Source organism: Pseudomonas sp. W2-17, from assembly GCF_041060445.1.
Classification (GTDB): Bacteria; Pseudomonadota; Gammaproteobacteria; order Pseudomonadales; family Pseudomonadaceae; genus Aquipseudomonas.
Window position 1 is genome coordinate 1 of the sequence record NZ_JAUFNS010000003.1, and the last position, 22,984, is coordinate 22,984.

Annotated in this window: 30 protein-coding genes and 3 pseudogenes; all 33 read right to left on the reverse strand. The window is 60.9% G+C overall.

What is annotated here, in order from left to right:
- Positions 1-133: pseudogene (locus QWI20_RS04005) on the reverse strand (baseplate J protein); the annotation flags it as partial.
- Positions 123-527, reverse strand: a complete 405-nt coding sequence (locus tag QWI20_RS04010) for a phage GP46 family protein (RefSeq protein WP_369304301.1) — start codon at positions 525-527, stop codon at positions 123-125. The gene QWI20_RS04010 and the pseudogene QWI20_RS04005, both read right to left, overlap by 11 nt.
- Positions 524-1,039 carry a phage baseplate assembly protein V gene (locus QWI20_RS04015; RefSeq protein WP_369304302.1) on the reverse strand — a complete coding sequence of 172 codons (516 nt, stop codon included), beginning with the start codon at positions 1,037-1,039 and terminating at the stop codon, positions 524-526. Before QWI20_RS04015 ends, QWI20_RS04010 begins: the two co-directional genes overlap by 4 nt.
- Positions 1,036-2,139, reverse strand: a complete 1,104-nt coding sequence (locus QWI20_RS04020) for a phage baseplate assembly protein (protein ID WP_369304303.1) — start codon at positions 2,137-2,139, stop codon at positions 1,036-1,038. The genes QWI20_RS04015 and QWI20_RS04020 overlap by 4 nt, the downstream gene beginning before the upstream one ends.
- A 4-nt stretch (positions 2,140-2,143) precedes the next feature.
- Positions 2,144-3,544, reverse strand: a complete 1,401-nt coding sequence (locus tag QWI20_RS04025; protein WP_369304304.1) for a DNA circularization protein — start codon at positions 3,542-3,544, stop codon at positions 2,144-2,146.
- Positions 3,545-5,773 (reverse strand): phage tail tape measure protein, encoded by a 2,229-nt coding sequence (locus tag QWI20_RS04030; RefSeq protein WP_369304305.1) that lies wholly within the window; start codon positions 5,771-5,773, stop codon positions 3,545-3,547. It lies immediately after the preceding gene.
- A 232-nt stretch (positions 5,774-6,005) separates the two neighbouring features.
- Positions 6,006-6,329, reverse strand: a complete 324-nt coding sequence (locus QWI20_RS04035) for a phage tail assembly protein (protein ID WP_369304306.1) — start codon at positions 6,327-6,329, stop codon at positions 6,006-6,008.
- A complete protein-coding gene (locus QWI20_RS04040) occupies positions 6,326-6,673 on the reverse strand; it encodes a phage tail tube protein (protein WP_133776789.1) in 348 nt (115 codons plus the stop codon). Before QWI20_RS04040 ends, QWI20_RS04035 begins: the two co-directional genes overlap by 4 nt.
- A gap of 57 nt (positions 6,674-6,730) precedes the next feature.
- Complete coding sequence (locus QWI20_RS04045) at positions 6,731-8,230, reverse strand: phage tail sheath subtilisin-like domain-containing protein (protein WP_369304307.1); 1,500 nt, start codon at positions 8,228-8,230, stop codon at positions 6,731-6,733.
- Between the two features lie 128 nt (positions 8,231-8,358).
- Positions 8,359-8,508 (reverse strand): annotated as a pseudogene (locus QWI20_RS04050) (DUF2635 domain-containing protein); the annotation flags it as partial.
- Positions 8,505-9,092, reverse strand: a complete 588-nt coding sequence (locus tag QWI20_RS04055; protein ID WP_369304308.1) for a hypothetical protein — start codon at positions 9,090-9,092, stop codon at positions 8,505-8,507. The pseudogene QWI20_RS04050 and the gene QWI20_RS04055, both read right to left, overlap by 4 nt.
- Positions 9,093-9,106: 14 nt before the next feature.
- Entirely contained in the window at positions 9,107-9,568 is a 462-nt protein-coding gene (locus tag QWI20_RS04060) for a hypothetical protein (RefSeq protein ID WP_369304309.1), read from the reverse strand.
- Entirely contained in the window at positions 9,561-9,923 is a 363-nt protein-coding gene (locus QWI20_RS04065) for a phage head closure protein (RefSeq protein WP_369304310.1), read from the reverse strand. Before QWI20_RS04065 ends, QWI20_RS04060 begins: the two co-directional genes overlap by 8 nt.
- A complete protein-coding gene (locus QWI20_RS04070) occupies positions 9,923-10,408 on the reverse strand; it encodes a head-tail connector protein (protein WP_369304311.1) in 486 nt (161 codons plus the stop codon). Before QWI20_RS04070 ends, QWI20_RS04065 begins: the two co-directional genes overlap by 1 nt.
- Positions 10,409-10,411: 3 nt before the next feature.
- A complete protein-coding gene (locus tag QWI20_RS04075; protein WP_369304312.1) occupies positions 10,412-10,840 on the reverse strand; it encodes a hypothetical protein in 429 nt (142 codons plus the stop codon).
- 49 nt (positions 10,841-10,889) lie between these two features.
- A complete protein-coding gene (locus QWI20_RS04080) occupies positions 10,890-12,266 on the reverse strand; it encodes a phage major capsid protein (RefSeq protein WP_369304314.1) in 1,377 nt (458 codons plus the stop codon).
- 11 nt (positions 12,267-12,277) lie between these two features.
- Positions 12,278-13,120, reverse strand: coding sequence for a head maturation protease, ClpP-related (locus QWI20_RS04085; protein ID WP_369304315.1), 843 nt, complete (start codon positions 13,118-13,120; stop codon positions 12,278-12,280).
- 3 nt (positions 13,121-13,123) lie between these two features.
- On the reverse strand, positions 13,124-14,434 hold the full coding sequence (locus QWI20_RS04090; protein ID WP_369304316.1) for a phage portal protein: 1,311 nt from the start codon (positions 14,432-14,434) through the stop codon (positions 13,124-13,126).
- The gene (locus QWI20_RS04095) at positions 14,427-14,591 is read right to left on the reverse strand and encodes a hypothetical protein (protein ID WP_282372752.1); all 165 of its coding nucleotides are present in this window, start codon (positions 14,589-14,591) and stop codon (positions 14,427-14,429) included. The genes QWI20_RS04090 and QWI20_RS04095 overlap by 8 nt, the downstream gene beginning before the upstream one ends.
- The gene (locus tag QWI20_RS04100; protein WP_369304317.1) at positions 14,588-16,321 is read right to left on the reverse strand and encodes a terminase large subunit; all 1,734 of its coding nucleotides are present in this window, start codon (positions 16,319-16,321) and stop codon (positions 14,588-14,590) included. Before QWI20_RS04100 ends, QWI20_RS04095 begins: the two co-directional genes overlap by 4 nt.
- Positions 16,321-16,806 (reverse strand): phage terminase small subunit P27 family, encoded by a 486-nt coding sequence (locus tag QWI20_RS04105; RefSeq protein ID WP_282372748.1) that lies wholly within the window; start codon positions 16,804-16,806, stop codon positions 16,321-16,323. Before QWI20_RS04105 ends, QWI20_RS04100 begins: the two co-directional genes overlap by 1 nt.
- Positions 16,807-17,009: 203 nt before the next feature.
- Positions 17,010-17,369, reverse strand: coding sequence for an HNH endonuclease (locus tag QWI20_RS04110; RefSeq protein WP_369304319.1), 360 nt, complete (start codon positions 17,367-17,369; stop codon positions 17,010-17,012).
- Between the two features lie 274 nt (positions 17,370-17,643).
- Positions 17,644-17,772 (reverse strand): hypothetical protein, encoded by a 129-nt coding sequence (locus tag QWI20_RS04115; RefSeq protein WP_369304320.1) that lies wholly within the window; start codon positions 17,770-17,772, stop codon positions 17,644-17,646.
- Positions 17,769-18,287 (reverse strand): DUF2514 family protein, encoded by a 519-nt coding sequence (locus QWI20_RS04120; RefSeq protein WP_369304321.1) that lies wholly within the window; start codon positions 18,285-18,287, stop codon positions 17,769-17,771. The genes QWI20_RS04115 and QWI20_RS04120 overlap by 4 nt, the downstream gene beginning before the upstream one ends.
- Positions 18,287-18,625 (reverse strand): hypothetical protein, encoded by a 339-nt coding sequence (locus QWI20_RS04125; protein ID WP_369304322.1) that lies wholly within the window; start codon positions 18,623-18,625, stop codon positions 18,287-18,289. The genes QWI20_RS04120 and QWI20_RS04125 overlap by 1 nt, the downstream gene beginning before the upstream one ends.
- Positions 18,609-18,996, reverse strand: a pseudogene (locus QWI20_RS04130) (hypothetical protein); the annotation flags it as partial. The pseudogene QWI20_RS04130 and the gene QWI20_RS04125, both read right to left, overlap by 17 nt.
- A gap of 207 nt (positions 18,997-19,203) precedes the next feature.
- On the reverse strand, positions 19,204-19,890 hold the full coding sequence (locus QWI20_RS04135; protein ID WP_369304323.1) for a hypothetical protein: 687 nt from the start codon (positions 19,888-19,890) through the stop codon (positions 19,204-19,206).
- A gap of 33 nt (positions 19,891-19,923) precedes the next feature.
- Positions 19,924-20,235, reverse strand: coding sequence for a hypothetical protein (locus QWI20_RS04140; protein ID WP_369304324.1), 312 nt, complete (start codon positions 20,233-20,235; stop codon positions 19,924-19,926).
- Positions 20,232-20,438 (reverse strand): hypothetical protein, encoded by a 207-nt coding sequence (locus tag QWI20_RS04145; protein ID WP_369304325.1) that lies wholly within the window; start codon positions 20,436-20,438, stop codon positions 20,232-20,234. The genes QWI20_RS04140 and QWI20_RS04145 overlap by 4 nt, the downstream gene beginning before the upstream one ends.
- Positions 20,432-21,733: a tyrosine-type recombinase/integrase gene (locus QWI20_RS04150; protein WP_369304326.1), complete on the reverse strand. Its 1,302-nt coding sequence runs from the start codon at positions 21,731-21,733 to the stop codon at positions 20,432-20,434. Before QWI20_RS04150 ends, QWI20_RS04145 begins: the two co-directional genes overlap by 7 nt.
- The gene (locus QWI20_RS04155; protein ID WP_369304327.1) at positions 21,730-21,888 is read right to left on the reverse strand and encodes a hypothetical protein; all 159 of its coding nucleotides are present in this window, start codon (positions 21,886-21,888) and stop codon (positions 21,730-21,732) included. Before QWI20_RS04155 ends, QWI20_RS04150 begins: the two co-directional genes overlap by 4 nt.
- On the reverse strand, positions 21,885-22,301 hold the full coding sequence (locus tag QWI20_RS04160) for a VRR-NUC domain-containing protein (protein ID WP_369304328.1): 417 nt from the start codon (positions 22,299-22,301) through the stop codon (positions 21,885-21,887). The genes QWI20_RS04155 and QWI20_RS04160 overlap by 4 nt, the downstream gene beginning before the upstream one ends.
- Before the next feature lie 112 nt (positions 22,302-22,413).
- Complete coding sequence (locus QWI20_RS04165; protein WP_369304330.1) at positions 22,414-22,719, reverse strand: DUF1364 domain-containing protein; 306 nt, start codon at positions 22,717-22,719, stop codon at positions 22,414-22,416.
- Positions 22,720-22,984: the final 265 nt, after the last annotated feature.

Below are 22,984 nucleotides of genomic sequence, written 5' to 3' on the forward strand. Positions count from 1 at the left end.
CGTACAGCCCATAAGCCGCGCCGCTGATCGTGCGTGACAGCACCTGCGCATCTGACTGGCGCAGGGCGTCGCTGGCAAGGTCAGCAGCAGTGCGGCTGATGAGTGTGGGCAAGGTCGGGGTTTCAAACGGCATAAAGCACCTGCCAATGTTCGTTAGGGTAGATATCCAGTGTTTCGCCCGAGGGCAGGGTCATGACTACGCCCAGGTTGAGCCGGGAATGCCCGGCGCGTTCTGTAAGCACCTGCACCGCAGTGGCATGTCCGTCATCCAGCAACCATCTGAGCGCCTCCTGGGCATAGGTCACGGCATCACCGATGGTCGCAGTAGTGAGCTTGCGCCGGCGCAGCAGCCAGAGCCGCGAGCCGATACGGTCGTTCGCAACCAGCGGAAAGCTGTCACCCCACCAGCCGTAACGCTCTTCGTCCTCAACCTGGTCGGAGGCATTGGCGCGGCGCCAGGTAAACAGGCTGATCTCCACGGCCCGGCGCAGGTTGACCTCCACACCATCCGCAACGATGACGGTCATGACGCACCCCCAGGGACCGGCGGTCCGCTCTGGTCTGGGCCTGACTTCACACCGGTATGCGGGTGGTTGATCTGGCTGACGCCCCCGGCGATCTGGTCGCCCTGGCTGACGATCTTCCCGGTCTGGGTGATGCTGGGCGTTTCGAAGTGAACCCCCTTGGCCGCGCGAATGTTCAGCGTCTGGGTCTCAATGTCGATGATGCGGCCGCGCTTGAAGTGGATCTTGTCGCCCTCATCGGTAAATATCGCGACCTCACCCGATTGCAGCGCTTGCAAGCGATATCGCCGGTCCGCGACCACCACTACGACGCCGTGGGATCGATCTCCCCCCATAAACGCGGCCAGGCCTTCTGCTCCCTCGTGGGGGCAGCTTGTAAAACCGTAGGGCTCAAGGTGCTCCATCCCGTCTTTGAGCTCGCCATGGGTCAGGCGCATCTGCAGGCTTTGCATCTTGCCCGTAGACTTGACCATCGCCACGACGCCGCGCGTCAGCAGGTTCATCAGTCGGCTCATTTGTCTTTGTAGTCCGCAGGTAGGAGGTATTCGACGGCGTCGGTTTTCTTCGCCTTGCGCTTCTTGTGCGGGTCGTCAGGCTCTTGCAGGTAGCCCTCGGGCGGTCCCACTCGAAGACGGCAGATCGTCCCTTGCTCGTCGAGCGTGTAGGTCACCTCGGCGATGAGCATGTCGCGGTCGTAACCGATCACCGGATCAACGACGCGCACGATGGTGTTTGGCAGCCACAGCGCACCGTTGCTCTGCCGCCAGCCCTGGACGTCATAGGTCACTTCCAGCGCCTTGCCCACGGCGGTGCCGCGCTCCCAATTGGCCCGGTCGGCCGCCAGCTTGTCGCTGAGCTGTCCACTCTCATGGATGACCTTGACTCGCTTGCGCGCCATACGCGGGTCCGTGACGGAGCTGTTGACCTCGGTGGTGGTCTTGGCAAAGTCCTCATCGGTGCCTGAGCGCTGGCCGATGACCCGGTATTCGGAGAACACGCGTGTGAAATCCAGCGCGGCGTCTGCCTTGAGCACGTTGCGGCCCAGCTCCAGCGATTCGGCTGAGCGCCCTGCACTCCCAACCTCGGCCAGCACAACGTTGCCCCTCGCATCGTCGGTACTGAACACCCGATACAGGGTGAGCAGGCGATCGATGGATTCAAACGCCGTTTCTCCCGGCTCAATGGTGTGGTCCGTCAAACTGCCGGTGGTCGCGATCTCACTCTTGACCGAAAGTCCGTAGGGGCTGGCCAGCGCCTGAACGATTGCCTGCACGCTCTGGCCTTTCCACTGGCCCGGCTGATTGATCGCGCCACAGTCGATCAGGTCGCCGGTTGACGATCGGCCGGCAATGGAGGTGGTGACCTTCTCATGGTCGTAGCTGATCGGCGTGGCATCCACCCAGCCCGTCACCACCAGATCACCGCCGATGCGCACCTCGCAGCGAGCACCCTGCTTGACCGGGCGTAGCACGTTTTGTCCGGGCCACTTCCAGGTGATGCCGATGTTGAAGCTGCGCGCCTGCCGTTCAAGACCTGCGCTGATTTCCACCGAGGTCCAACCGGAATAATCCAGCCCGTCAACGGTCAGCGTCACAACCGTCTTCGGGTCGGACATGCGGTTACTCCCTGGCTACTTGAAGGGGGGCGGCAGGCACAAAGCCCGGGTGATTGATCTTGTTGCGTTGCACGATTTCACCCTCGCGAGTCGCGTCGCCGAAACGCCGATAAGCCATCACCAGCGCCGGCACGGTTTGCAGCGGGGTGACGCTGACCAGTTGAACACCGGAAGCGGCGACCGCCGTCAGGTGCCTGGATACCTGCTGGCGGGCCTCATTGATGGCGGGGTAAAAGGTCGCGTCAGCCTTGAGAGCCGCCTGCCAAAACACCGCATCCAGTGCGTCCCTTACAGCAATCACCTCATCGGCCACCGGCACCTCGGCTCGCGCCACGGGCTCGACGACTTGCTGCTGCAGCGACGCCGTCGACTCATCCTTGGCAGCGGGGGTCAGCACAGGCATTTGCGCGATCGTCGCGGTTGCCTGCACCAGGACCGCATCCTGAACAAGGTTGGCCAGCGCCTGCGCCGCAGCCGTGGTATCAGCCCCACTGCCCGCCATGACCGTATCAATGCTGGCCGCATCCTCTGCCTGTCTGGACACTATCCCCACCGCATCGGTGTAGCTGGTGAACATCGAGGCGCCGGCGCTGGTGGTGCTCGTGGCACTCGTCACGGATGCCGAGGCAGATGTATCGACGTCACTGCCGCTGGTGGCGCCACCGGACGTCCCGCCAGCGCCTGCACTGGAAGATGATCCGGTGCCGCTCGATGCCGCAACGCTCGAGCTCTTTGCTGAGGACTGGCCCAGGTCACTGAAGTACCCACTGAACAGGCTCGACAGAGCGCCAGGCGAGTTGGTCAGCATTTGAGCCAGTGATCGGGCGGACCCGATCGCGCTGCCCAGCGGCGAAAACTGCCCGGTGATGACGCCAAACAAACCGGTGACGGTGTTCTGCAGGCCGATCAAGTTGATACGCGCGGCGTCCACCGTCGCCATGGCCGACTTGTACCGCCCAAGCGCGGCGCTCCAGTAGCTGGCCGAGGTCTGCCCCGCCATGCGCGCGGTGTTGGCGCGCACCGAGGGGTTTATCTGGGCGTTGCCTGGATAGAACGTTAGGTCGAAGGTGACCATGCCGCCCTCTCGGCGACTGTGGGCCATCTCGCAAGCACCGGGCACCACCAGCAATTGCCCAAGCCAGGGATGAACAAGCGTGCCCTCCCCTTCGGTCTCCAAAGCCTTGAGCAGTTTGTCGCGGCGCTGGAAACAATCGTCGCCGATGATGTACGCCTTGACCTTATGCACGCGGGCGACCTTGCCCATCTGTTCGGCGAACGACTCGTCTCGCTTGGGGTACTCGTGCAGTTGGACCTTGCGCCCCACCGGCACCGACGTGTCCTCGATGAGGAACGTCTCGCCCCGAAACGACGCCGGCAATAACTGCTCGCGCCAGGTATCGGCCATCTATTGCGCTCCAGAAAGGGATCTATAACCGACATTGGTGCTGATCTTGAGCCCGGGCTGATCGGTGGTGGCCGGTTGAGGCCTTACGCCCCGCGTATCTCCCTCCAGGCGAATGACCAGCTCCCCGTTCAACTGCGACTTGCCTGACGCACCGGCGAGCAAACTGCCTGGTGCCGGCAGTATCGCGCCGGGCATAAGTGGCAGCGGGCGATCAAGGATCGGGCCGTTGTCGGCCGTAAACGACTCTTTTCGCTGACTGAGCCCGGCGGTAGCGACTGGCGCAAAATGCCGAGGAGCCTGTGCTGCAACAACAGGAGCAGCCTGTTTAATGCCATCTGCTGCAATCACGGGCGCAGGCTGCTGACTGATGCCCGCTGCGAAGTGCCTGAGCCCTTCCGTGCCGGTATTGATCACACCGCCGGACAGCGCGGCAGGGTCGCTTTTCGAGAAGAAGTTGCTGACCTGCGCTGCTTTGCCCTTGATCCAACCAGTGGCCGCATCGGTCTTCTGGTTGGCCCAGTCACCTGCATCCATCAGCGGCTGTATATAAGGTCGAATTCTCTCGAACAGGCCTTTGAAGTAAGCGACCAGTCGCTCCCACTTTTCGGTGACGATCTGCACCGGGTCAAAGCCCAGTTGCTCTTTGATCCAGCCCCACGCCGCGGCCATGGTGTCCTTGATGCCCTCCCATGCGACGGCTGCCAAGGCACGAATGACGTCCCACAACGCACTGAAGAACTCAGACAAAGGTTGCCAATTGCGAGCGATGACCGTCATGGGTGCCCAGTTGAAAGCAGCCTTCATGAAGTCCCCGGTGGACACAGCGGCGGCCTTGATGACGTCCCAAAGCGCTCCGAGGAATTCGCTGATGGGCTCCCAGTTGGCAATGACTTGTCCCACCGGGGACCACTTGAACAACTGTTTCATCCAGCCCCATACCGCCATTGCCGGTCCCTTGATGCTGTCCCACAGCTGCTCGAAGTACGGCGCCAAGGTGTCCCAATTTGCGACGATCACACCGACAGCAGCGGCAATAGCCACGGCCGCAATGCCAATCGGGGTCGCTGAAAACGCAAGCCCCAACAACCTGGTGGCGACAGTTGCTGCTACCGCGCCCACGCGAATGGCAGTGAAAGCGACGCCCGCCATGGCGAGTCCTCTGACAAACGCAGGGTTGGCCTGAATCAAGTCGCCCACATGGCTGATAAAGGGCCGCAGCTTATTGATCACGGCATTTAGCGGGGGTAAAAATGCTTGGCCCAACGCTATGCTCGCCCGGTTCAAAGAACCTCGCATGAGCGTCAAATTGTTTTCAGTCGTGGCCGCACGCGAAGCGTATTCGGCCTCCATTGAGCCGGCGTACTGCGAAGCGTCACCGGTCTTTTTCAGGTTGCTCTCGAGTAGCCCTAGATTGGTTAGCAGTGGCGAGATTGCAGCAACGGACTCAGTGCCGAAGAGATTGGTCAGCAGCGCTGGGCGCTTGACTGCATCAACCTCAGCAATACGTTTTAGCACCTGGAGCATCGTGCCTTGAGCATCCTTCTGCATTCCTGCCGCCACGGTTTTCGAGTTCAATCTGAGCGACTTCATCGCGTTTGACTGAGTCTTCGTCGCGGCGCTGCCCTTGGTAAGCGCCAGCATGAAGTTCTTGATGCCGGTGGCAGCCACCTCCTGCTCGACACCCGTGCCAGCCATAGTCGCGCCCAGTGCCGCAATCTGACCCGACGCTACGCCCGCGACTTCCCCAAGCGGCCCGACGCGAGTAACGATGTCGGAGATCTGCTTGGTGTTGGCCGGCCCGGTGTTGCCCAGGTAGTTGATTTTGTCAGCGAGACCGACCACCTCGGCTTGGGTCATTTTGAAGGAAGTCCGCCACTTGGCCATCATGTCGCCGCTTTGCTCAGCGGTCTGATCAAACGCGATGCCCATCTTCACCGCGTCTTGTGCAAAACCCAGAAGCTCTCCCCGGGCAATGCCTGACTGCCCGCCTGCTGCAACGATCTTGGCGATGTCATTGGCGGCCATCGGCAGCCGTTCCGACATCTTGGTGATGTCATCGCCCATCTCCTTGAATTGGCTGGGCGCGTCAAAGTTGACTACCTTGCGCACGTCGGCCATCGCCGATTCGAACTCTATCGCTGCGCGCGTCCCCATCACGAACGGCGCTGCCAGCGCGCCGCCGGTGATGACCTCCTTGAAACTGAGATTGCCCAGACCTGTGTTCTGCAAGCCCTTGCGGAAGTTGGCAACGTTCTTGCGAATGCCGGCCAGCGTTGGCGACAGCTTGTCGACACCGGTGATCAGTGCCTTGAGCTGAAATTGATCTGCCATCAGTCCACCTGCAACGCGCGATTGATCCGCTGCGCCTGAGCCAGCGATTCAAGAAAGATATCCAGCGGCCTGGCCATCATCTGTTCAGGGTCAACCTTCCAGAAATAGGCCAGGTCGTAGACCAGAGAAATCAGGTCTTCGAGACTGGTGACGCCGGGGTCATGAAAAAACCTGCCACCATCCAGGCGAGTTTGTTGAGGTCCGCCAGATCCAGCTGATTCACCGACGAAGGCGGAATGCCGGCGCACACGGCGATGTACTTGGCCGACACATCCAGATCCAGGCACACCGCCTCATCCGCGTCGATCTTGTACGGCAATGCCTTGATCGCCCGGGCTTCCTGCGACGTCGGGCGGCGCAGCACCAACTCAGTGAGCTGTTCGCTATGCGCCTGAATCGGGGAGCTCAACTTGATCGGCGCGTTCGGGTCAACAACCTGCTTTTCTTCACTCACAGCCATACCCCTTTAACGCCGTCAAATTGCAGTTCAATGGTGCCTTCCTCGCCGTTGGAGCTCGGCTGATCCACCAGGTAGGCGCCGGAAAGTGTGTAGACCTTGCCGTTCTTGAGTTCGGCAGTGATGGTCATGTTCGTCCCCTCGGTCAAAGCCTTGAGCGGGAAGTTCGCTGTGTGCACCGCGGAGAACTTGAGCCAGGGCGCCTTGTCCTCCTCCTTGAAAAATCCAGGGACCACGGTCTCCCGCGTCTTGTCCATGAGCGGTGCTTCCACGCCGCCCTTGAGGGTTAACTGCGTGCCGTCAACCTTGACGTAGCAGGTACCAGCAACTTTCTGCCCCATGAGTGGGCCTCCAAATAAAAAGGCCCGCTCGTGGCGGGCCTTGAAAACGGGACAGCGTTACGCCGCTTCGGCGGTGTACTGCAGGCGGAACTGATTGAGCAGCGCGAAGATGCGCAAGCCGTTCACGTAATCCGGCGGGTACAGCACGTTGATGCGCGTCGGGCTCTTGCTATCGCGCTCCACGATCAAGTACTGGGCGAACAGCGCCGAGTTCTCGACGTGGCCGTCGCGCTCCATGTTGCCGTATTCACTGATCAGCTCACCGCGAATCACATTGGGCGTGACGATCGGCTGACCATCGCCAAACTGGGTGCCATCGCTGGCCAGCTTGTGGCGACCGTACTTGCTGGTGATGATGCCTTTGAGGCGGCGCACGATGTACGCGCTTTGGTGCATGGTCTCGCTGTCTAGGTAGGAATCATCCGCCTGACCATAAGCGTTCTTCTGGTAAGTGGTGATCGCACGCTGGACCCGCATGTAGCCGCCTTCGAAGAACAAGGTCGCGATACCGTACTGCAGCAGCGAGTTGAACTCGGTCAGCGTGAAGCGTGCCCCCTCAGGCGCGGGATCAATTCCCACCAACGCCCCGGTCTGGGTTGGCCGGCTGGCATCGGCGGACAGGAACACCGCTTGACGTGCAGCGCCAGCAGCCGCCACGCGCCAGAATGGCTGAGGAACGCCCGCTTCGAAGCCGAAGATGGTCATGTGCTGATCGTTGCGCGGCTGACCGGCTGCTACCAGCGTGCCAAGCGTGCCGCGCAGGGCGCTGTAAACGTGACCATAGAGCTGCTTTGCCCACGACCAGCGGCCGCTGGCATCACCCATCGCAATCTTCCATGCGTCCAGGGTGGTGGTGTCGGCCCAGGGTACGCAAATAAACTCGAACGGTGCGTCGCCGAGCGCCGCAAGGGAGGCTGTGGCATCGGGGGTGCCCGCGCCGCCGGACATCGGCGCTACCACAACAGTCAGGCCCGCCGGGGTGAACTCGCCATTGCTCTTGCCAAGGCGGTTCAAGCTCAGGCCGATATCATTGCCGGAGTCACCAAGCCACTTGGACGTCAGCGTTACCACACCCGCTGCCGCAGCAGCGGTAACCGGCAGATCGGCAGCAGCGTTGATCTTGGTAGCCAACGCTGCGGCCGCGACGGCCGCTGCAGCGCCAGAGGCTACAGTCGCCTGAACACGCACACCCGCCACGTACAAGTTGATCAGCCCGGTTTCAGTGGCAGTGTTGGTGATGGTCACCTTGCCCGTTGCCGCAGCACCGGCACTGGCCTTGACCGGCAAACACCAGATCTCGCCCACCAGATCGTTCTGCCGCCAGGTGTCGTACATCGCCGCGAGCATCGAGCCTTGGCCGCCGATCGTCTTGGCCTGGGCCAGGCTCGACACCAGCACCAGCTTGCCGATTTCATCTGCGGTGGACAGGTCGTTGACCTGTCCCACGATCAGGCGGCGCAGCGCGCTCGACGCGCTATTGGCGTTCGAGTTGTCCATCTCCGCATAGAACAGCGGGACGCGGATGTCCTGCGGGATTTGCTGAAATCCTACGCTCATTTGGTCGAGACCTCTTTAGCGGACGGGTTTTTGGCAGAGGCCTTTGGGTCGAAAGGGTCAGTTGTGGCCTCCGGTTCGGCCCCAAGGTCCTGCTGGGCAGGCGCTGTGGGTTCGCCCGAATTCGCGTCTTCATCCTTGATTTTCACGTCGTCATCGTTGACGCGGCGGCGCCAATAGATATCGTCCGGCACGGCGCGGCCCTCGGCCGGCAACAGCTCCCCGGTTTCCGGATCCGGCACCGCGCGGCCCTCGGCCGGCACCACGGTAATGCGCTTCATGGCATGTCCTCTTTGATTTGTATTTCAATGCGCCCATCCGGGCCGGGGTATTTCAGGTTGCGGTCTGCCGGATCGATGCAGTCCACGTTGATGTCCATGCCTTCCAGCCTGGGCAGCCCGTCGAGCTCCAGCTCATGCCAGGTTTCGGCAGGTTCTGTTTCAGCGTTGCGCCCCAACTGGAAGGCGGTAATGAACGAATAGCGGTAGATCACCAGCGCCCGATCGATTTGCACCAGGTCGCCGCCGTCGTAAGTGATGGGGTCGTACTCGGGGCCGGGCCTCCAACCAACTAACGCCCGCCACAGCTGCGCTCGGATGTCGTGCAGCACATCCACGGCCAATTGCCCGCGTTGATCCTTGGCATCCAGGATGACGACCACATCAAAAGCGTCTGTGATGTCTTGCCGGACACCGTTCTGCAGGTCGTTGTCGGACGCGTCGTCACCGGTTGCAATGACAAACGCGCCGGGACGGTCCACTTGCTGGCTGGCCTTCACCGCGTCAAAGTCGATGCCGCCCGCCACGCGCCCACCGAATAGCGGGCAGCGCTGCCGCAGGTGCAGCACCACAGGAGTGATTTTCATGAGAGGTCTCTTTGTCAGCGCAGGGCTTCAGCAAAAGCGCGCTTGAGGATCGAGCGCACGTCATCGGCTCGATTGTTCAGCGCGTCGACCATGTAGTTCTCGCGCGGCTCGATCCGCCACGCCCCGGTCGCTTCCTGCTTTTTATGGGACTTGCCACGTTTGGCACCGCGGCGCACGCCGTACCAGAGATAAGCCGGGTAGAAGTCCTTCATGTCGGCGGTCTTTTGCGGTTCGATTTTCACCAGGAAGCCGGCACGGCTGACCCGGTATGTGATCGAACGGCGCAGCCTGCCCTTGCGCATGCCGGGGTACTGGCCTTTTCCTGACACTGCGCGCTTGCTGACCAGCTTTCGGCCCTCGGCGCGCACCAGCACGCCGGCCTTGCGCATGCCGTTGCGGATTTCCTTCTTGTCGAAATCGAGCTTGCCGTAGCTGTCGAACTCGCCGAAATGCAAATAAGCTGCAGGTCTAGCCATACAGGCTTCCTCCCGGCTGATCCATACCGAGCTCCTCAACTTCCAGAACGGTGAATTTGTGACTACCGTTCATATCGGTTGCACGGCTGACACGGTAAACAACGCCGCCGTGGACCACCTCGAAATCAATGGGGAGAACGCCGAGATACCGCAAGGTAATGCGATGGGTAATCTTGGAGTCGGTCTGCACACTATTTTGGTAAATGGCTGTCCCGACCGGTTCTATGCGAGCCCAGCGCTTTTTTTCTTCGCTGAACTGCGAAGCAAGGCCACCATCATCGGCCGGGGAATCTGAGCGCTTCCTCAGGGTGACGCGGCGGTTCAAGTCGCCGGCACCAGGTTCAGACATCGCCATCAGACCCCCATCTGCACGCGATAAGGTGCGAGCAGAAACCTCGAACCCTGCGGCAGTGCAACCGCGGTCATTGTCCCGGCGCCTGCCACAACATCCTCACGGTTGGTGTAGAGGTGCCCAAGGATGAGCAGGCACGCAGCCTGAATCGCAGGGGTGAGTACGATGCTCAGGCTCATCGCTTCAGACTGAGTGATCGCATGCTTAAGGTTGTATCCAGCAATTTCAACCGCAGACAAACGATCATCCTCTTCATACATGAGATCAGCCGTTGCCATCGCTGCGCTGTAGCTGATTCTGGCCTGGGCACGCAACTCAACAGCAGCTGCTCGGCCTGCGACCATAGCGGGAGCATCCGCATACACCCGGCGCGCCATGAAATTGCAAGCCGCTTCCTCTGCCGCGTCCAGCAAGCCTTGAATGAATTCGCGATCATCATCCTCGGCGCGCAGGTGCTCGATCGCCACCTCGATATTGATCGCGGACATCACTTACTCCTGAACGGGTTCGTCCGACTCGATCAGCGGAGGAGAGTCTTCTTCAGCGACCAACAGCTCGGTGGGTGGAGCGATAGGCGTTTCTGGTACATCAGCAGAGTCTGATTGCGCGGCCGCCACCAGTTTCGCAAGCTCGGTTTCGGCTTCATCTCGCTTGCCAATGAAATCACCGACTTGGGCACCCTGGGCGTCAGCGACAATCCAGCGCTGCCCCTTCTTGGCGATCTTCAGCGCAAGGGTCGTGTCAGCTTTGGCCGGCAGGTCCAGCGCCTCAGCGCCTTCTTCGCTCACGATCTGGCACAGCTTGAGCTGCTCCAACTCCTTCGCGAGCCATACCGGGGCCGCGTAAGGCTCGTTATCAAAGTCGCGGATGGTGCCGCGATCCTCGTAGGCCCGCAGCGGCTTGATCAATACATCTGGCATATCTCACCTCGATGGGGACGGGAGCGCCGCCCCATTTCAGGGGTTGGGTTTACGCAGCAGCAGCGAGCTTGCCGGTGACGAACGCTTCGGTACGGTAGATGGCGAAGGCCAGGCGCTCTTCGGCGCGCAGCGTGACCATGTTGTTTTCGAAGTCCTTGTCGTTTTCGGTGGAGATCAGAACCTCAACTTCCATCCGGTCAAAGATCTGCGCGCCCAACTTGAAGGCACCCACCAGGAAATCGTTCTGCTTCATGGCCTGGGTTGCTACGACAGGGCGGTTCCACAAGCGAGCAGCGGTGCCTTCCTGCGGTTGGCCGATCAAGTAGCGACCCTGACCGTCTTTGAGCAACTCAATCAAAGCCCAGTCAGTCGGGTTGATAACGATGCCGTCGGAAGGGAACTCAGCCAGTTCGGCTTGCAGGAGCGCCAGACGAAGTCGGTCGATGCGCTGCTCGCCGGTTACGGTCCAGCCAGTAGGTGCGGCATAGATGTTTGCCAACGGGACAAGCCCCTGCAGGTTCGCACCAGCGCCGCTGCCATAAAGCAGCTGAGACTCTTCAGTCAACAGCAGGCCGTAGCGAGCACGAGCGTCGATGTAGCTTTGCAGTGCCTTCGCGTCGTCCAAAATCTGGCGAGATGCCTTGAACAGGTGCGCAATGGTGCGGACCGGCGCAGTGACCAATGCCGTCGTGATTTCGGAATATGGTTTGGCAGCCCCTTCTGCCACAACTGCGGCATTGTTGGTGAACCCGGTCTCGCGAACGTACTCGAGTGAACCTGCCTCGGTCTGACCAGGTGCGACCAGATCCCGAATGGTGGCTCGGCGCATGCCCGGCAGGGCAACAGTGTCCAGGCGCTCGGTTGCAGCGAGGCCACCGGCGGAGGTGGTGGTAATTGCGGCGCGCGGCACAGAAACGCGACGAGAGCCGCGGAAAGACGAATTGACGCCTTCCATTTGCTCGCTGGCGATGAACAGTTCACCAGCCGACTTTGGCGGCTCGTTGCGCTGGGTGTCTCGGTTGGCATTGACCAACTTTTGCTCGGCCTCGAGCACACGGGCCTGAAGCTCGCCCTGCTTCATCAGCAACTCGTCGACTTTGGCGGAGGTTTCCTTGCTCAGGCCCTCGTGGCGATCAACGTGCTTCTGCGCCGTCTCGGCATGTGCCTTGAGCTGATCGCCGATGTCCTTGAGGTTGGCCTGAGTCTCCTTGTACTGGGCTTCGATGTCGGCTTCACCGATCTTGCCCATCTGGGCATTCCAGCCGGTGTAGCGGGAGGTACCGCGCTTCACGAGCGTGGTCGTGAGACCGATCAGAAAAACAGCGCCGGCAATGGCTTGGGGTGTGACGCCGAAGGTCAGCGGAATCATGGCAGCGATGGCCAGCACCGCCATCAAGAATGCCGGGGACAGACGAAATTTCATCATGGTGTGAAGCCTCACGCAGGAATTGAGAAAGAGAGTTTTGGCAGGGGTGCAAGGTCGAGCTCGACAGCGCGGGGCTTGTCGGACGAGGTAGCGTGTTGCGTACCCCCGCCAGCAGCGCGCGGCGTGCTGGACTTGAAATTGGCGAAGAGCTCGCGGCGCTCGCTGCGGGCCATTCCCGCCTTTGCGAGAGCCACATCCATAGCTTTGAGCGCGTTGCTTTGCTGGGTCTGCTCGTCTTCGCGCTCGGTGATCTCGTCGGATGACAGCAGTCCGGTTGCGAAACCGAGCTCCACCGCTCGTTTGCCGCGGATGAAGGTCTCGTCATCCAGCATCTCGGTGATGTCGGCGACTGCCTGACCGCTGCCTTCCGCGTATAGATCAGCCATTGCCGCGTCGAACTCTTCCATGGTGTCCGCGGTGTTGCGCAGGTCGTGGCGGTTGCCGACGGCAACGGTCCAGCAGTTGTGGATCATCAGAAAGCCGCTACTCGCGACCTCGCGCTTTTCGCCCGCCATGTAGATGACAGAGGCAGCGGAGGCAGCCAAACCAAGCACCTTTGTGGTTACCGCCTGGCTGTGCTCGCGAAGACGGTTGTAGATGGCCAGGCCTTCGAACATGTCGCCGCCCGGCGAGTTGATATAGACGTCGACCGGCTTGTCGCCGATGGACCGCAACGCCGCGTCGATGCGCGAGACGGTCACGCCCTCCCCGTACCAGTCCTGGCCGATCACACCGTAGATGGTGATGGTGTCGTTGGTTGACTCCACGGCTGCCTTGATGGCCGGGTTCCATCTGTCGAGCGCACGCGGACTCAGCTCGCAGTTAAAACTGCCAGCTTTGGATTTTGGTTGCATGAGTTAGTCCTTCGAATTTGCCGGCTGATCGAGCCAGTTCTGCAGAGCAGCTTTTGCGGCTTGCCCGTCGTCGCCCCGGCCGAGTTGGTCGATTGGGGAGAGGTTGGTTTGTACGGTGAGCACTGAGGCATTGCCTCCCATCCTAGGGAGGTTCTCCTTCATCCGGCATTCGTCGCGGGTATAGATGCCGTTCTGCACCATCTGCGAATACAGCGTGGCGCGCGCGGCACTGTCAGCCCGCATCAAGCCTTCAATGGAGAACTCCGGATAGATCTGCCGGCGCTGCGCAGGCGTCAGTAACTTGCGGCTGATAGCCTCCTCGATGCGGCGCATGTAACTGCGCAGCGTGAAGGTCAGAAACCGCAGCAGCTTCTGCTCCAAGCCGGTGCCCCAGTTCGAAGCTTTATCGCTGTAGCCAACCAGCGTCGGGTCTACCATGTAGAACCGGCAGATTTCCTCGGCGCTGTATTCGCGAGATTCCAGCAGTTGAGCATCAATGGGGTTGATGCCAATTACCTTGGCACTAACGCCCTTCTCGAGAACGGGCGACTTGCCGGCGTTCATCGCGCCACTGATACGCTGAACGTAATCCCGGAAGTCGTCGCGTTGCTGCTTGTTAAGCGTCTGATCAACTTCGAAGGCGACGGTCTGGTGCATACCGTTCTTGAAGGTGGCACTGGCCACGTCTTCAGCCGACATCGCGGCGCCAAAGACATCGGCGCCATAAGCGATGGGTGAGAGCCCGACTTGCCCGTCCAGAGAGAACGCGGGAATGTGCATCATGTCGCTGCCGGCGATATCGCGTAGCTTTCCGTTTTTCTCCCGGTACCGGTAGAGGAGCTCACCGTTATCAGCTACATCGAGCTCCACCCGGTTGGGCAGCAAGAATTCAAGCGCCACAATTCGGCCGCTGATGCGGATGATCTCGACGAAGGCGTTACCTCGCAGCAACATGGAAGCAACTACGGCCTCCCAGAATTGGACCGCCGTCATTCGGCTATTGGGATTGGTGTTGAGTATCCAGTGCAGGTCGTTGTCGCCGGCCACCTCTCGACCGCCGTCCGGCATTCGGCGATACAAGCCGAGGGGCAGCGTGGCGATCGTTTCGGAAATGAGGCGCACACAGGACCAGCAGGCCGCCAGTCGCATGGCCTTGTTGATCGTCACTGTCTTGCCATTGGCAGAAGTACTGCCGACCGTCTGCGCCCAAATCCCGGAAGCACCGCCAGAGATTGATCGCCCCACCCAATCGATGATCGAAGAGCGTGGCGCCGTCACCGCAATGCTTAAAACAGATCGCAGAGACTTAGCCACTGGTCAGTCCCCTTCGAATGAAGGCCGCAGCAACGAAGCAGGATGATGCGGCAGCAAGTAGTGCCCAGCCGATGCCGAGCAGGATGTAAACGCCTGCCACAGCACAGGCGAAGCCCAGCACTGCGATCAGCAAGTAAATAATCGATGCTGTATTCATTCGAATATTGGGTCCCGGATTGAATCCATGAATCGGTCCACACCGCCATCGCCCACAACGACTTTCGTCATCGCCCGACCGACCGACATGATCAGCGCAACCGCGCCATCGATTTTGTTGTCGTCGCCCTGCTTGATCGGGCGTACGACGTCGTTGTTGCCTGGCAGGTGTTTGCCAATCACGTTGGCAATACACCAGGTCATTACCGGGTTGCCGTCATGGTGGAACCGGCCGGCCTCTATAGCCGCCTCTAGTTCCTTCATGGGGTCTGACATGTTGGTGTAGTTCTGGGTGATCGTGATCGGGCTGAAGCCCTCGTCGTCCAAGTCGTGGCTCAGACCCGTAGCACCGTGGGGGTCGATGGGTGATTCGCTCAAAGGGGCTTGATGATTGGCTTCCTTCGTGTCCTCGAGGATCTCGCGGTAATCGATTTCCGCCCCATCGGTTACCTCCAGATGCCCGGAGTTGACCCAAGCCTGGAAGCGTTCCGCCATGCGTTTGTTATCGGTGTTGTAAGCGGTGTCGTAGGGAACCCAGAACTTCGGCCCGATGCTGTAGTAGTGGGTCTTGCCATCGATTACACGCCAGAAAAGGCGAGCCCTTGAGTTCATGTCCAGCTTGCGCGCCAGGTCGAAACCGGCAATCCACTCCTGCCCCTCGAATTGTTCGAGCGTCAGTGACGTGTCCTCGCAAGCCTTCCAGCTTTCCATGTTGAAAAAGCCGGCCTTGGCACTGACCCAAAGGTTTAGATGCTTGGTTTTGAACGTATTTGCGAAGCGAGCAGAACGAATCGCCCGCGCCTGCTGGCTTTCCAGATACTCCTGAAACACCGATACGCCATGGTTCGGGTTGGCCTTGGCCAGCATTTTCGGATCGGTCCAGTCGTCCCCTTCGTCCAGAGTCCAGATCCAGCCGAACAGCTCTTCGTCTGGAACCGTTCCGGCCAGCATCTCTACAACCTGGCGCCGCTTGTCGTAGCACGGCCCTTCGATATCCGCGCCCGCAGTGGTGATGATGAACATCAGCGGCTGACGGCGCGCGCCCATACCTGTGAGCATCGTGTCGTACTGGGCCGACGTCGGGTGTTCGTGATACTCGTCGACGATCGCGCAGCTGGGCGACGCACCGTCGCCAGGGTTACCGATCAGAGGCTCAAAACGGCTGAAGTCGGACGGGATATTCATGTTCGAGGCGTTGACCTCGATCCCGGCCGCCTGGATCAACATCGGCGATTTGCTGACCATCAGTTTCGCAGGCCGGAACACCTCCCACGCCTGCTTCTCTGTGGTTGCACCTGCGTACACCTCGGCGCCGAACTCGCCGTCAGCTACAAACATGCTGATACCAACGCCACCGGCGACAACGGATTTACCGTTCTTGCGAGGCACTTCCCAGTAGCTCTCGCGGAAGCGACGGTGGCCGCCCTTTTTCTTGACCCAGCCAAACGTGACCGCTAGGCCGAACAACTGCCAAGGCTCCAGGCTGATCAGCTGACGCTTGAAAGCCCACTCACCCTTTGTGTGCGGCAGGAGCTGCATCAGCTTGAGTTTCTTCTCGGCCTTGATCGGATCGAACTTGTAGCGGAAGCCCCGTTTGCGGCTGGCGGCCAAATCATCAAAGTGACGTTGCACAGCTTGGTGAATGAAACGGCAGGCCGGCACCTTCCCGCGCAGCAATGACCGACCCCACGCCATCGCCTTGTCGACGTTGGGGTGGGCAAGTTTGGGCATCAGCTACTCAATAATTTGGCGAACTCGTTGGTTTCCTTTTCCTTGTTGCCACCGATCAGGCGCGTGCGACTGGCTGGGTCCAGACCGAGCATTGATCCGAACGTCACCATCTGGCGCATCGTTTCGTTTGCCGCGGTCAGCGCTGGATTCTTCATCGGGCCGCCGGTGGCCCCGGTCACCACAATGCCGTGCGCCTTGATCGACTCCTGCGCCATACGCCAGTTGTCATAGGCGGTGCAGAAGGCTTCCACGTTATGAAGGTCGGTGATGGCAACCACGTTTTCGCGCAGCAGCTCTGGAACAATCATGTTCCACATGGTGGCGGCCCGAGGGCTGAACCACTCGGGAGGATCTACCTGGGTAATCTTCGAAAATTGGGGCTCGGCAGTGTTTAGCGCACGCTTGCCCGGGTTCCCGGCCAATGCTTTCTTGGCCGTTGGTTTGGGTTTGCGACCACGGCCGGCGACCGTGGCGGTGCCTCCCATCGCGCAACTCCTGAATTTTTAATTTCGCGGGTGTAAAAAAACGACGGGCAGGCGGTGTCCGCCTCGTAAACCCCTGGACTTTCGACCCTCCCCCTGCCCCAAAACGGTGCAATGCCGACGAACGGTCGGGGAGTTGACGTGCCACATCGGGCCTGTGACGTGCCACACAGGGCTACTCACGTGCCACAGCATCCCGCCACGCCTCAGCCGTTGGCGCGTGCAGCCTGCGCCTCGCGCGCCGTCTTCAGCTTGTGGCAGTCGTGATGGATCGCCCTGAGGTTGCTTGGGTAGTCAGTGCCGCCATGTGCCAACGCCACGACGTGGTCGACCTCAGTCGCAGCACGTACCCGGCCAAGCCGCCCGCACTCCTCGCAGCGGCACAGGTAATGATCGCGGGCGAGAATCTGATCTCGCAGCCGGCGCCAGGGCCTGCCGCCACGGCCTGAGCCTTGCCTGGTTCCCCATGCTTTGGCGAGATCCAGATGAGCGTCGCAGTACTTAGTGTTTCGCGTCAGTACATTGCAACCCCGGGCAGCGCACGGCTTGAGAGTTCTCTGCGGCATCTGCGCCTCCGTATAAGGTGTGACGGCTAACCGTCGGTGACGGTGCCGATCACCATGACCCCATCACAAGCCGCCAGCCATCCTGAAGCCAATCGCAACCCCCACAAGAAGGGCAACAGCGATGATCAGGACTGGAGCGCCATGCGCGTGCGGCATTGATCCGCCGCGCATAGGCGGCGGCGCAGGTGGTGGTTGCCAGCCAGCAGGCCGGCCAACCCACTCGGTGGTCGGAGGCGGCGGGTTCCGGAGAGGCGGTTTCTGATTGTCCATGGGACTACTCAACGCTGCACTCCGGCCACTTGCAACGCGCAACAGCCAGCGCGCCTGCATAGTCGTGGTCTTCCGGCATGATCATGGGGAATGGTGGATAGCCCGGCACGGTGACGTACCAGGACTTCTTCATCTCGCCTTCATTGCTGCGGAGTACATTGCCTCGCACAGCTGACCAGCTATTCGGCTTCGGTCAAGCGCTTTTGCCAAGCTTCCCGCTTCTTCGTCAGCACTTCGACGCAGCTCGGCGAGCACAACGGCGAGGTCGTCTCTTGTCTTGCCTGTGCTGGCAACGTCGGAAGGACAACGCTTTCGGTTGGCAAGCAGATCGGTGACTTGTTGCTGCAGGCTGCGAGCGCGGTCATCAGCAACAGCAACGGCAACCGTAATGTGTTCAGCCTGTTCGGTCGCATGGTCTGTCGCCTTGTTCGAATCTTCAGTGAGTTGGCGTTGCAGGCTCAGCGTCTTGCCGATCGATGCTGCGCGGGCGGTGGCGACGTCACGCTCGCCTGTCACGGCGACCAATGTTGTCTTGGCTTCATCCAGTGATGTCTTGGCATGATCCAACCGGAGTACCAAGTAGCCGGTCGCCGCTATCAGACCCAGCAGCAGCCATGCCCAAACCGGAACCAGCTTGAGTACGCCCATTAGGGGGTCACTCGGTCAACTGCTTCGTTGACCTTGTCAGCGGCCTTGCTGGCAACGCCGGCCGCTTGAGTGGCAGTGCTCGCGGCGGCCTCGACTTTCTCTGCTGCCTTGCCCGCCTTCTCGGCAAGCGTGTTCAAGCGCAGGTCACGCTGCCCCATTGCCTCATCGTAAGCACGCCGCACTTCTGCGACCTGCTTCGTGTAGTAGCTGGCCAGAGCCCACTGAGCGGCCTGGAATCCCAGAACCGACCCGCCTGCGATAAGGAGAATGGCGATCAGCCAGACTTGCGCATGTCGCCACCACTGGCGAGCGACAAACTCCATTGCGATTCTGTGCATCAGGTGGCGCCTCCGATCTGGGCTCGTAGCCGCGCGATCTCTGCGCTTGAGCTGGTTACCTTGTCAGTGAGTTGCGCGATCTGGCTGGTTAGGGCTTCCACCTTCCCTTCCATCCGACCTACTGCCGCAGCGAGTTCATTACGTTCTTTGGCGAACTGATCCGCCCGAGCCTCGGCAGCGTTCGCACGCTTCCGTTCGCTATCAAGCAGCTCATTCAGACGCCGGACGGTGCCGATATCGGCGTTGTCCATCGCCCGCTCGGTCGCTTCCTTAGCAAGAAATCTTTTCAACCAAAGAAAACCGCCGAGCAAGACAGTCCCCGTGCCGCCCAGCCAGGTAGCTGTGCCTGGGCCAAGGTCGGTTGGGTCCATCATTACCTCGAAATAAAAAAGCCCGCGCGTGCGGGCAAGACGGAGCGTTTGAGACGGCATCCCCAGCACTCCCAGCTCGGAGCAATGGGTGTGGAGGAGCCGAAAACGAGAAAACCCGGCGCTTGGCCGGGTTCTGAGTTTGGGTGCGGCTGAGGTAACTTGCGCACTATGGGAAATGTACTTGGCTTTTCCATTCAGCACAAGATTTTATGCTGCTCCTTCCTCTTTTTCCGCGTGAATTACCTGCCAGAGCGGCCACTGCGCCTCAATATCCACTTCCTTGATCGTGGCCTTCAGCATCTCCCACGTCGGCCTCCAGTCCCGGTTCCAGTTGTTCGGATCAACCGTGATGCCATAGAAGGCATTCATTTCTTCAGCGACACGTGCCGGGCCCCACTCAGGAGCGCCGGTCACTTCGCACTTGAATGACTGAAGCGCGGCGGTCACCAGGTACTGAGCGCGAGCGCGGCGCAACGGCGTCAGCTCGGACAGCTCAGCACGTGTGGCGATCAGCAGCACGGCATTCATCACATAGCGCATGTTCGGGATCGGGGAATACATGTAGTGCCCGAACTGCTGCACCTGGAACGGCAGCGACCCGATCGCACGCTGAAACTTGCCCATCATGGTCAGATGGGCAGCGCGGGCGGTGGATCGCCCCGCGGGTGTCCTGCGTGTCTCGCTGATGCTGATGCGCTGGCCCAGCACCGGGAATCGGCCGGCCTTCTCGTTTTCCTCTGGGCCCATGGCGGGAAACAAAGCGTCACGGCGCTGGATCCGGGCCTTGCTCTTCTTGATGCCTGATTTGGCGGTTTCGATGGCCACCGCCGAGATTGAGGCCCCGGACTCATGCTGCGAATCGGTCCAGGCCTGACGAGCTCCTATCAACTTCATGTGCTGCTCTCCCCAATCAAATATTCGTGCCGGTCAGTCGCCGGTGTAGTTCGTGCCGCCGGCGCCGCGGCGGTTGCTCTGTTCGTATTGCTCGTGCGCGCCGCCCTGGCTGTGCCGCGCCCGGTTCAGCTCGGCGGTGACGCTGCGCAGCTTCAAGTTGAGCTGCTGCACCATCTCAGGCAGCGGGAGCGGTTCTCCGGTGCTGGCGCAGACCCAGCCAGAGGCGTTGCAGTGGTCGCAGTCCAACTGATGGAAAATGCCGCGCACGACCGTCGCGCCGCGGCAGATGCCGCACTCCATCAACGGCTTCAACTCCTTCCGAAAGGCTGGCCCGTGGCTCTTCACTTGCTGGCCTCCATGATCTGGGCGTGCACCGCACTGAGGTCGACACGACCCGAATCGTCATAGGCCGGGATGAGGATCTCCCTGCCTGAAATCATGTGCAGCTCGAGCGCGGAGCGGCCGTTGGGAAGAACCACCGCCTGCATCGAGCTGATATCGCCTGGCTGAACTGCCAGATCCCGGCGCGGATCGACCAAAATCAGCATTTTGAAACCTCGCCATTCACAATGTTGGAAACAGGCTCGCAGCCCTCGCCGTTCGTGGCTTGCGCGGGGTTTTGCGAATCTTCATATTGGGTGTCTGTCAGGTTGTGAATCGCGTTCAGGCCGCGCTCATCTAACCAGTTGTGCCACTTCTCCAGCGCTGCCAGACGCTGTGCCCGAGCCTGAGTGTTGATGTAGGTGGACGCTATCTTGCCCAGCGAGTGGTTGAGCAGCATCTCGCCGATGTGACCGTCGATGCCGAGGTCGGTCCACGCTGTGCGCGCAACCTTGCGCAGGTCGTGACTGGTCCACTCACCTTGGCCGATGCGGGTGAACACCGCGCTCGCCTGCCCTTCGCTCAGCACACGGCCGCGACGTGACGGGAACAGGTAGATGCCCTCGTAACCGCGAGCCAGCTGGATGGCCCTGTACCGGGCCAGCAGCGCCTTGGCCTGAGCCGTCAACGGAACGCGATGTTCGGTCCGGGTCTTGGTGTTCTCGGCAGGGATGAACCACTCACCGTCCGGGATGGAGATGTCTGACCAGCGCGTCATTCTGGTTTCACCGACTCGGGTGCCGTGGCACAGCATCATCAGCGCCAGCATTGATTCGCCGGGCTGGAGCTCGAACAGGCCGGCCAGCATGGGCACCACCACAACCAGGTGCCCGCCGCGCAACCGGGCGGCCTTGGGCATGATGCGAGCCTTCGTGAAGTCCACGAACTTCATCTCGGCCATCGGGTTTTTATCGATCAGGCCCAGCTTGGAGGCCTGCAGGAACGCGACCACCAGCAGCACGAACAACTGGTGCACGTACGACAGCGACAGCTCTTGCTGGCATGGCCACATCAGCTCACGGTCCAACACGGCGGCAGTCAGGTCACGCAGCGGAACGTGCTCCAGCCTGGGCTTCAGGTGGCACTTGATGGCTGACTTGGCGCCGGCCTTGCGCTTCGCCGACAGCGAGCGGTCAAGGCTCATGCGTTCGCCGTACCAGTCGATCAGCTGCCCGCAAGTCGCGAGCTGCCCTACCGCCACGGCGGCTTCTGGATCGTGAAGCAGGCGCTGACGCAGCGCAGGCAGCTCCGCAACAATGGCGGCCGCACCCAGTTCGGGCCAGCGCGCGAGGTGCTTCCACGCCTTGCCCTTGACCAGATACCAGGAGCCGCGCTGCCGATCTTTGCCGAATCGCAGGTACAGGCCCGGGTGACGAGGGTCACGGAGGTCGTGCACGGCGACATCGGCCGCCTGCCGGCGGATCTCTGCATCGCTGAGCTTCACAGCGCGGGTCTTACTCATGCAACCAGCCCCATCAGATACTGCGCCAGCACGACCCAGCTCAACGGCGGAAGCGTCACGCAGCCGAGCGTCAGCCAGAAGCCCTTGGCGACCGCGATGCCACACACCCATGCAGTGACGATCACCAGATATACAATCGACTCACCCGTGCTCATGCGGCCACCACTGTCGGAGCGAGTCGCAGGTAAGCGCGGATCTGCTCCATAGCGTCGAAGTGGCCACGGCACACGATCGCCAAATAGCCCTGTTCATTGAGCCGGCGAATCCACGCGTGCTGGTTTGCCGAGACCGGAGCCGCACCTGGCGGCGTAGCCTTGAATTCCAGGTACAGCCCGAAATAACCGCCGCGGGCCATAGGCAACACCAGATCAGGAACGCCGGCTTTGACTCCCTGCTCTTTTAGTTTCACGGCCACCAGCTTGTGACGGTGCCCGCCGTTGGGGACGTGGTAGATCAAAGTGGCCACCGCCGGCAGGCACAGTTCTAGTTCCTTCATCAGCGCGGCCTGCTCCAAGCCTTCGCGGTCAACAGGCTTGGCGCGGGTGGCCTTTACCTTGAACAGCCTCACTTGGCTGCGCCTTTAGCTGAGCCGCAGGCCGGGGTGAAAACAAAGCCGTCCCGGCCGGCACGGATCACCGTGGAGTTGTTCAGCAGGGCTTTCAGTTGGTCCCAAGTCGTGATCACGCCGCCACCTTCCCTTCGCTGACCAGAATGTCGATGGTCCGCACCATGCCTTCCATATGCATCGTGCGGAGTTCTTCGCGGCTGAACTCGGTGTTGCGGCGCGCGTCGACGGCGTCATGGCAGGCCGAGCACGCCCAGGCCGCCTGCAAGTCGTGCGGCTTCAGGCCGGTGCCGCAGCGAGTGCCGGCCATGCGCAGGTGAGCCAGCACGGTAGTTTCCGGATTGCCGTTGCACACCCCCGGCACACGGATCTGGCAGTCGCGGCCGCGCGCGGCCTTGGTTAACTTCGTCTGTTTGGTCATCACAGCCATGCCCCGAACTGAGATTCAACTGGAGGGACAGAGCCGTCGTAGCCGGCCACCATGAAAGCGATGAAGCACCTCGCGACGCTGGTGAGTGCCTTGATCGTTCTCATCGTGCGCCACCAATCAAATCGACGACTTCAAAGGTGCTGGGCCACATCGACCGACCAAACGACTCGGCAATGCCCTTGTTATCGAACAACGCAATCGCAGGATCCGGTGGAATCGACAGATCGATCTTCGAGGAGCACGCGTAGACCACATA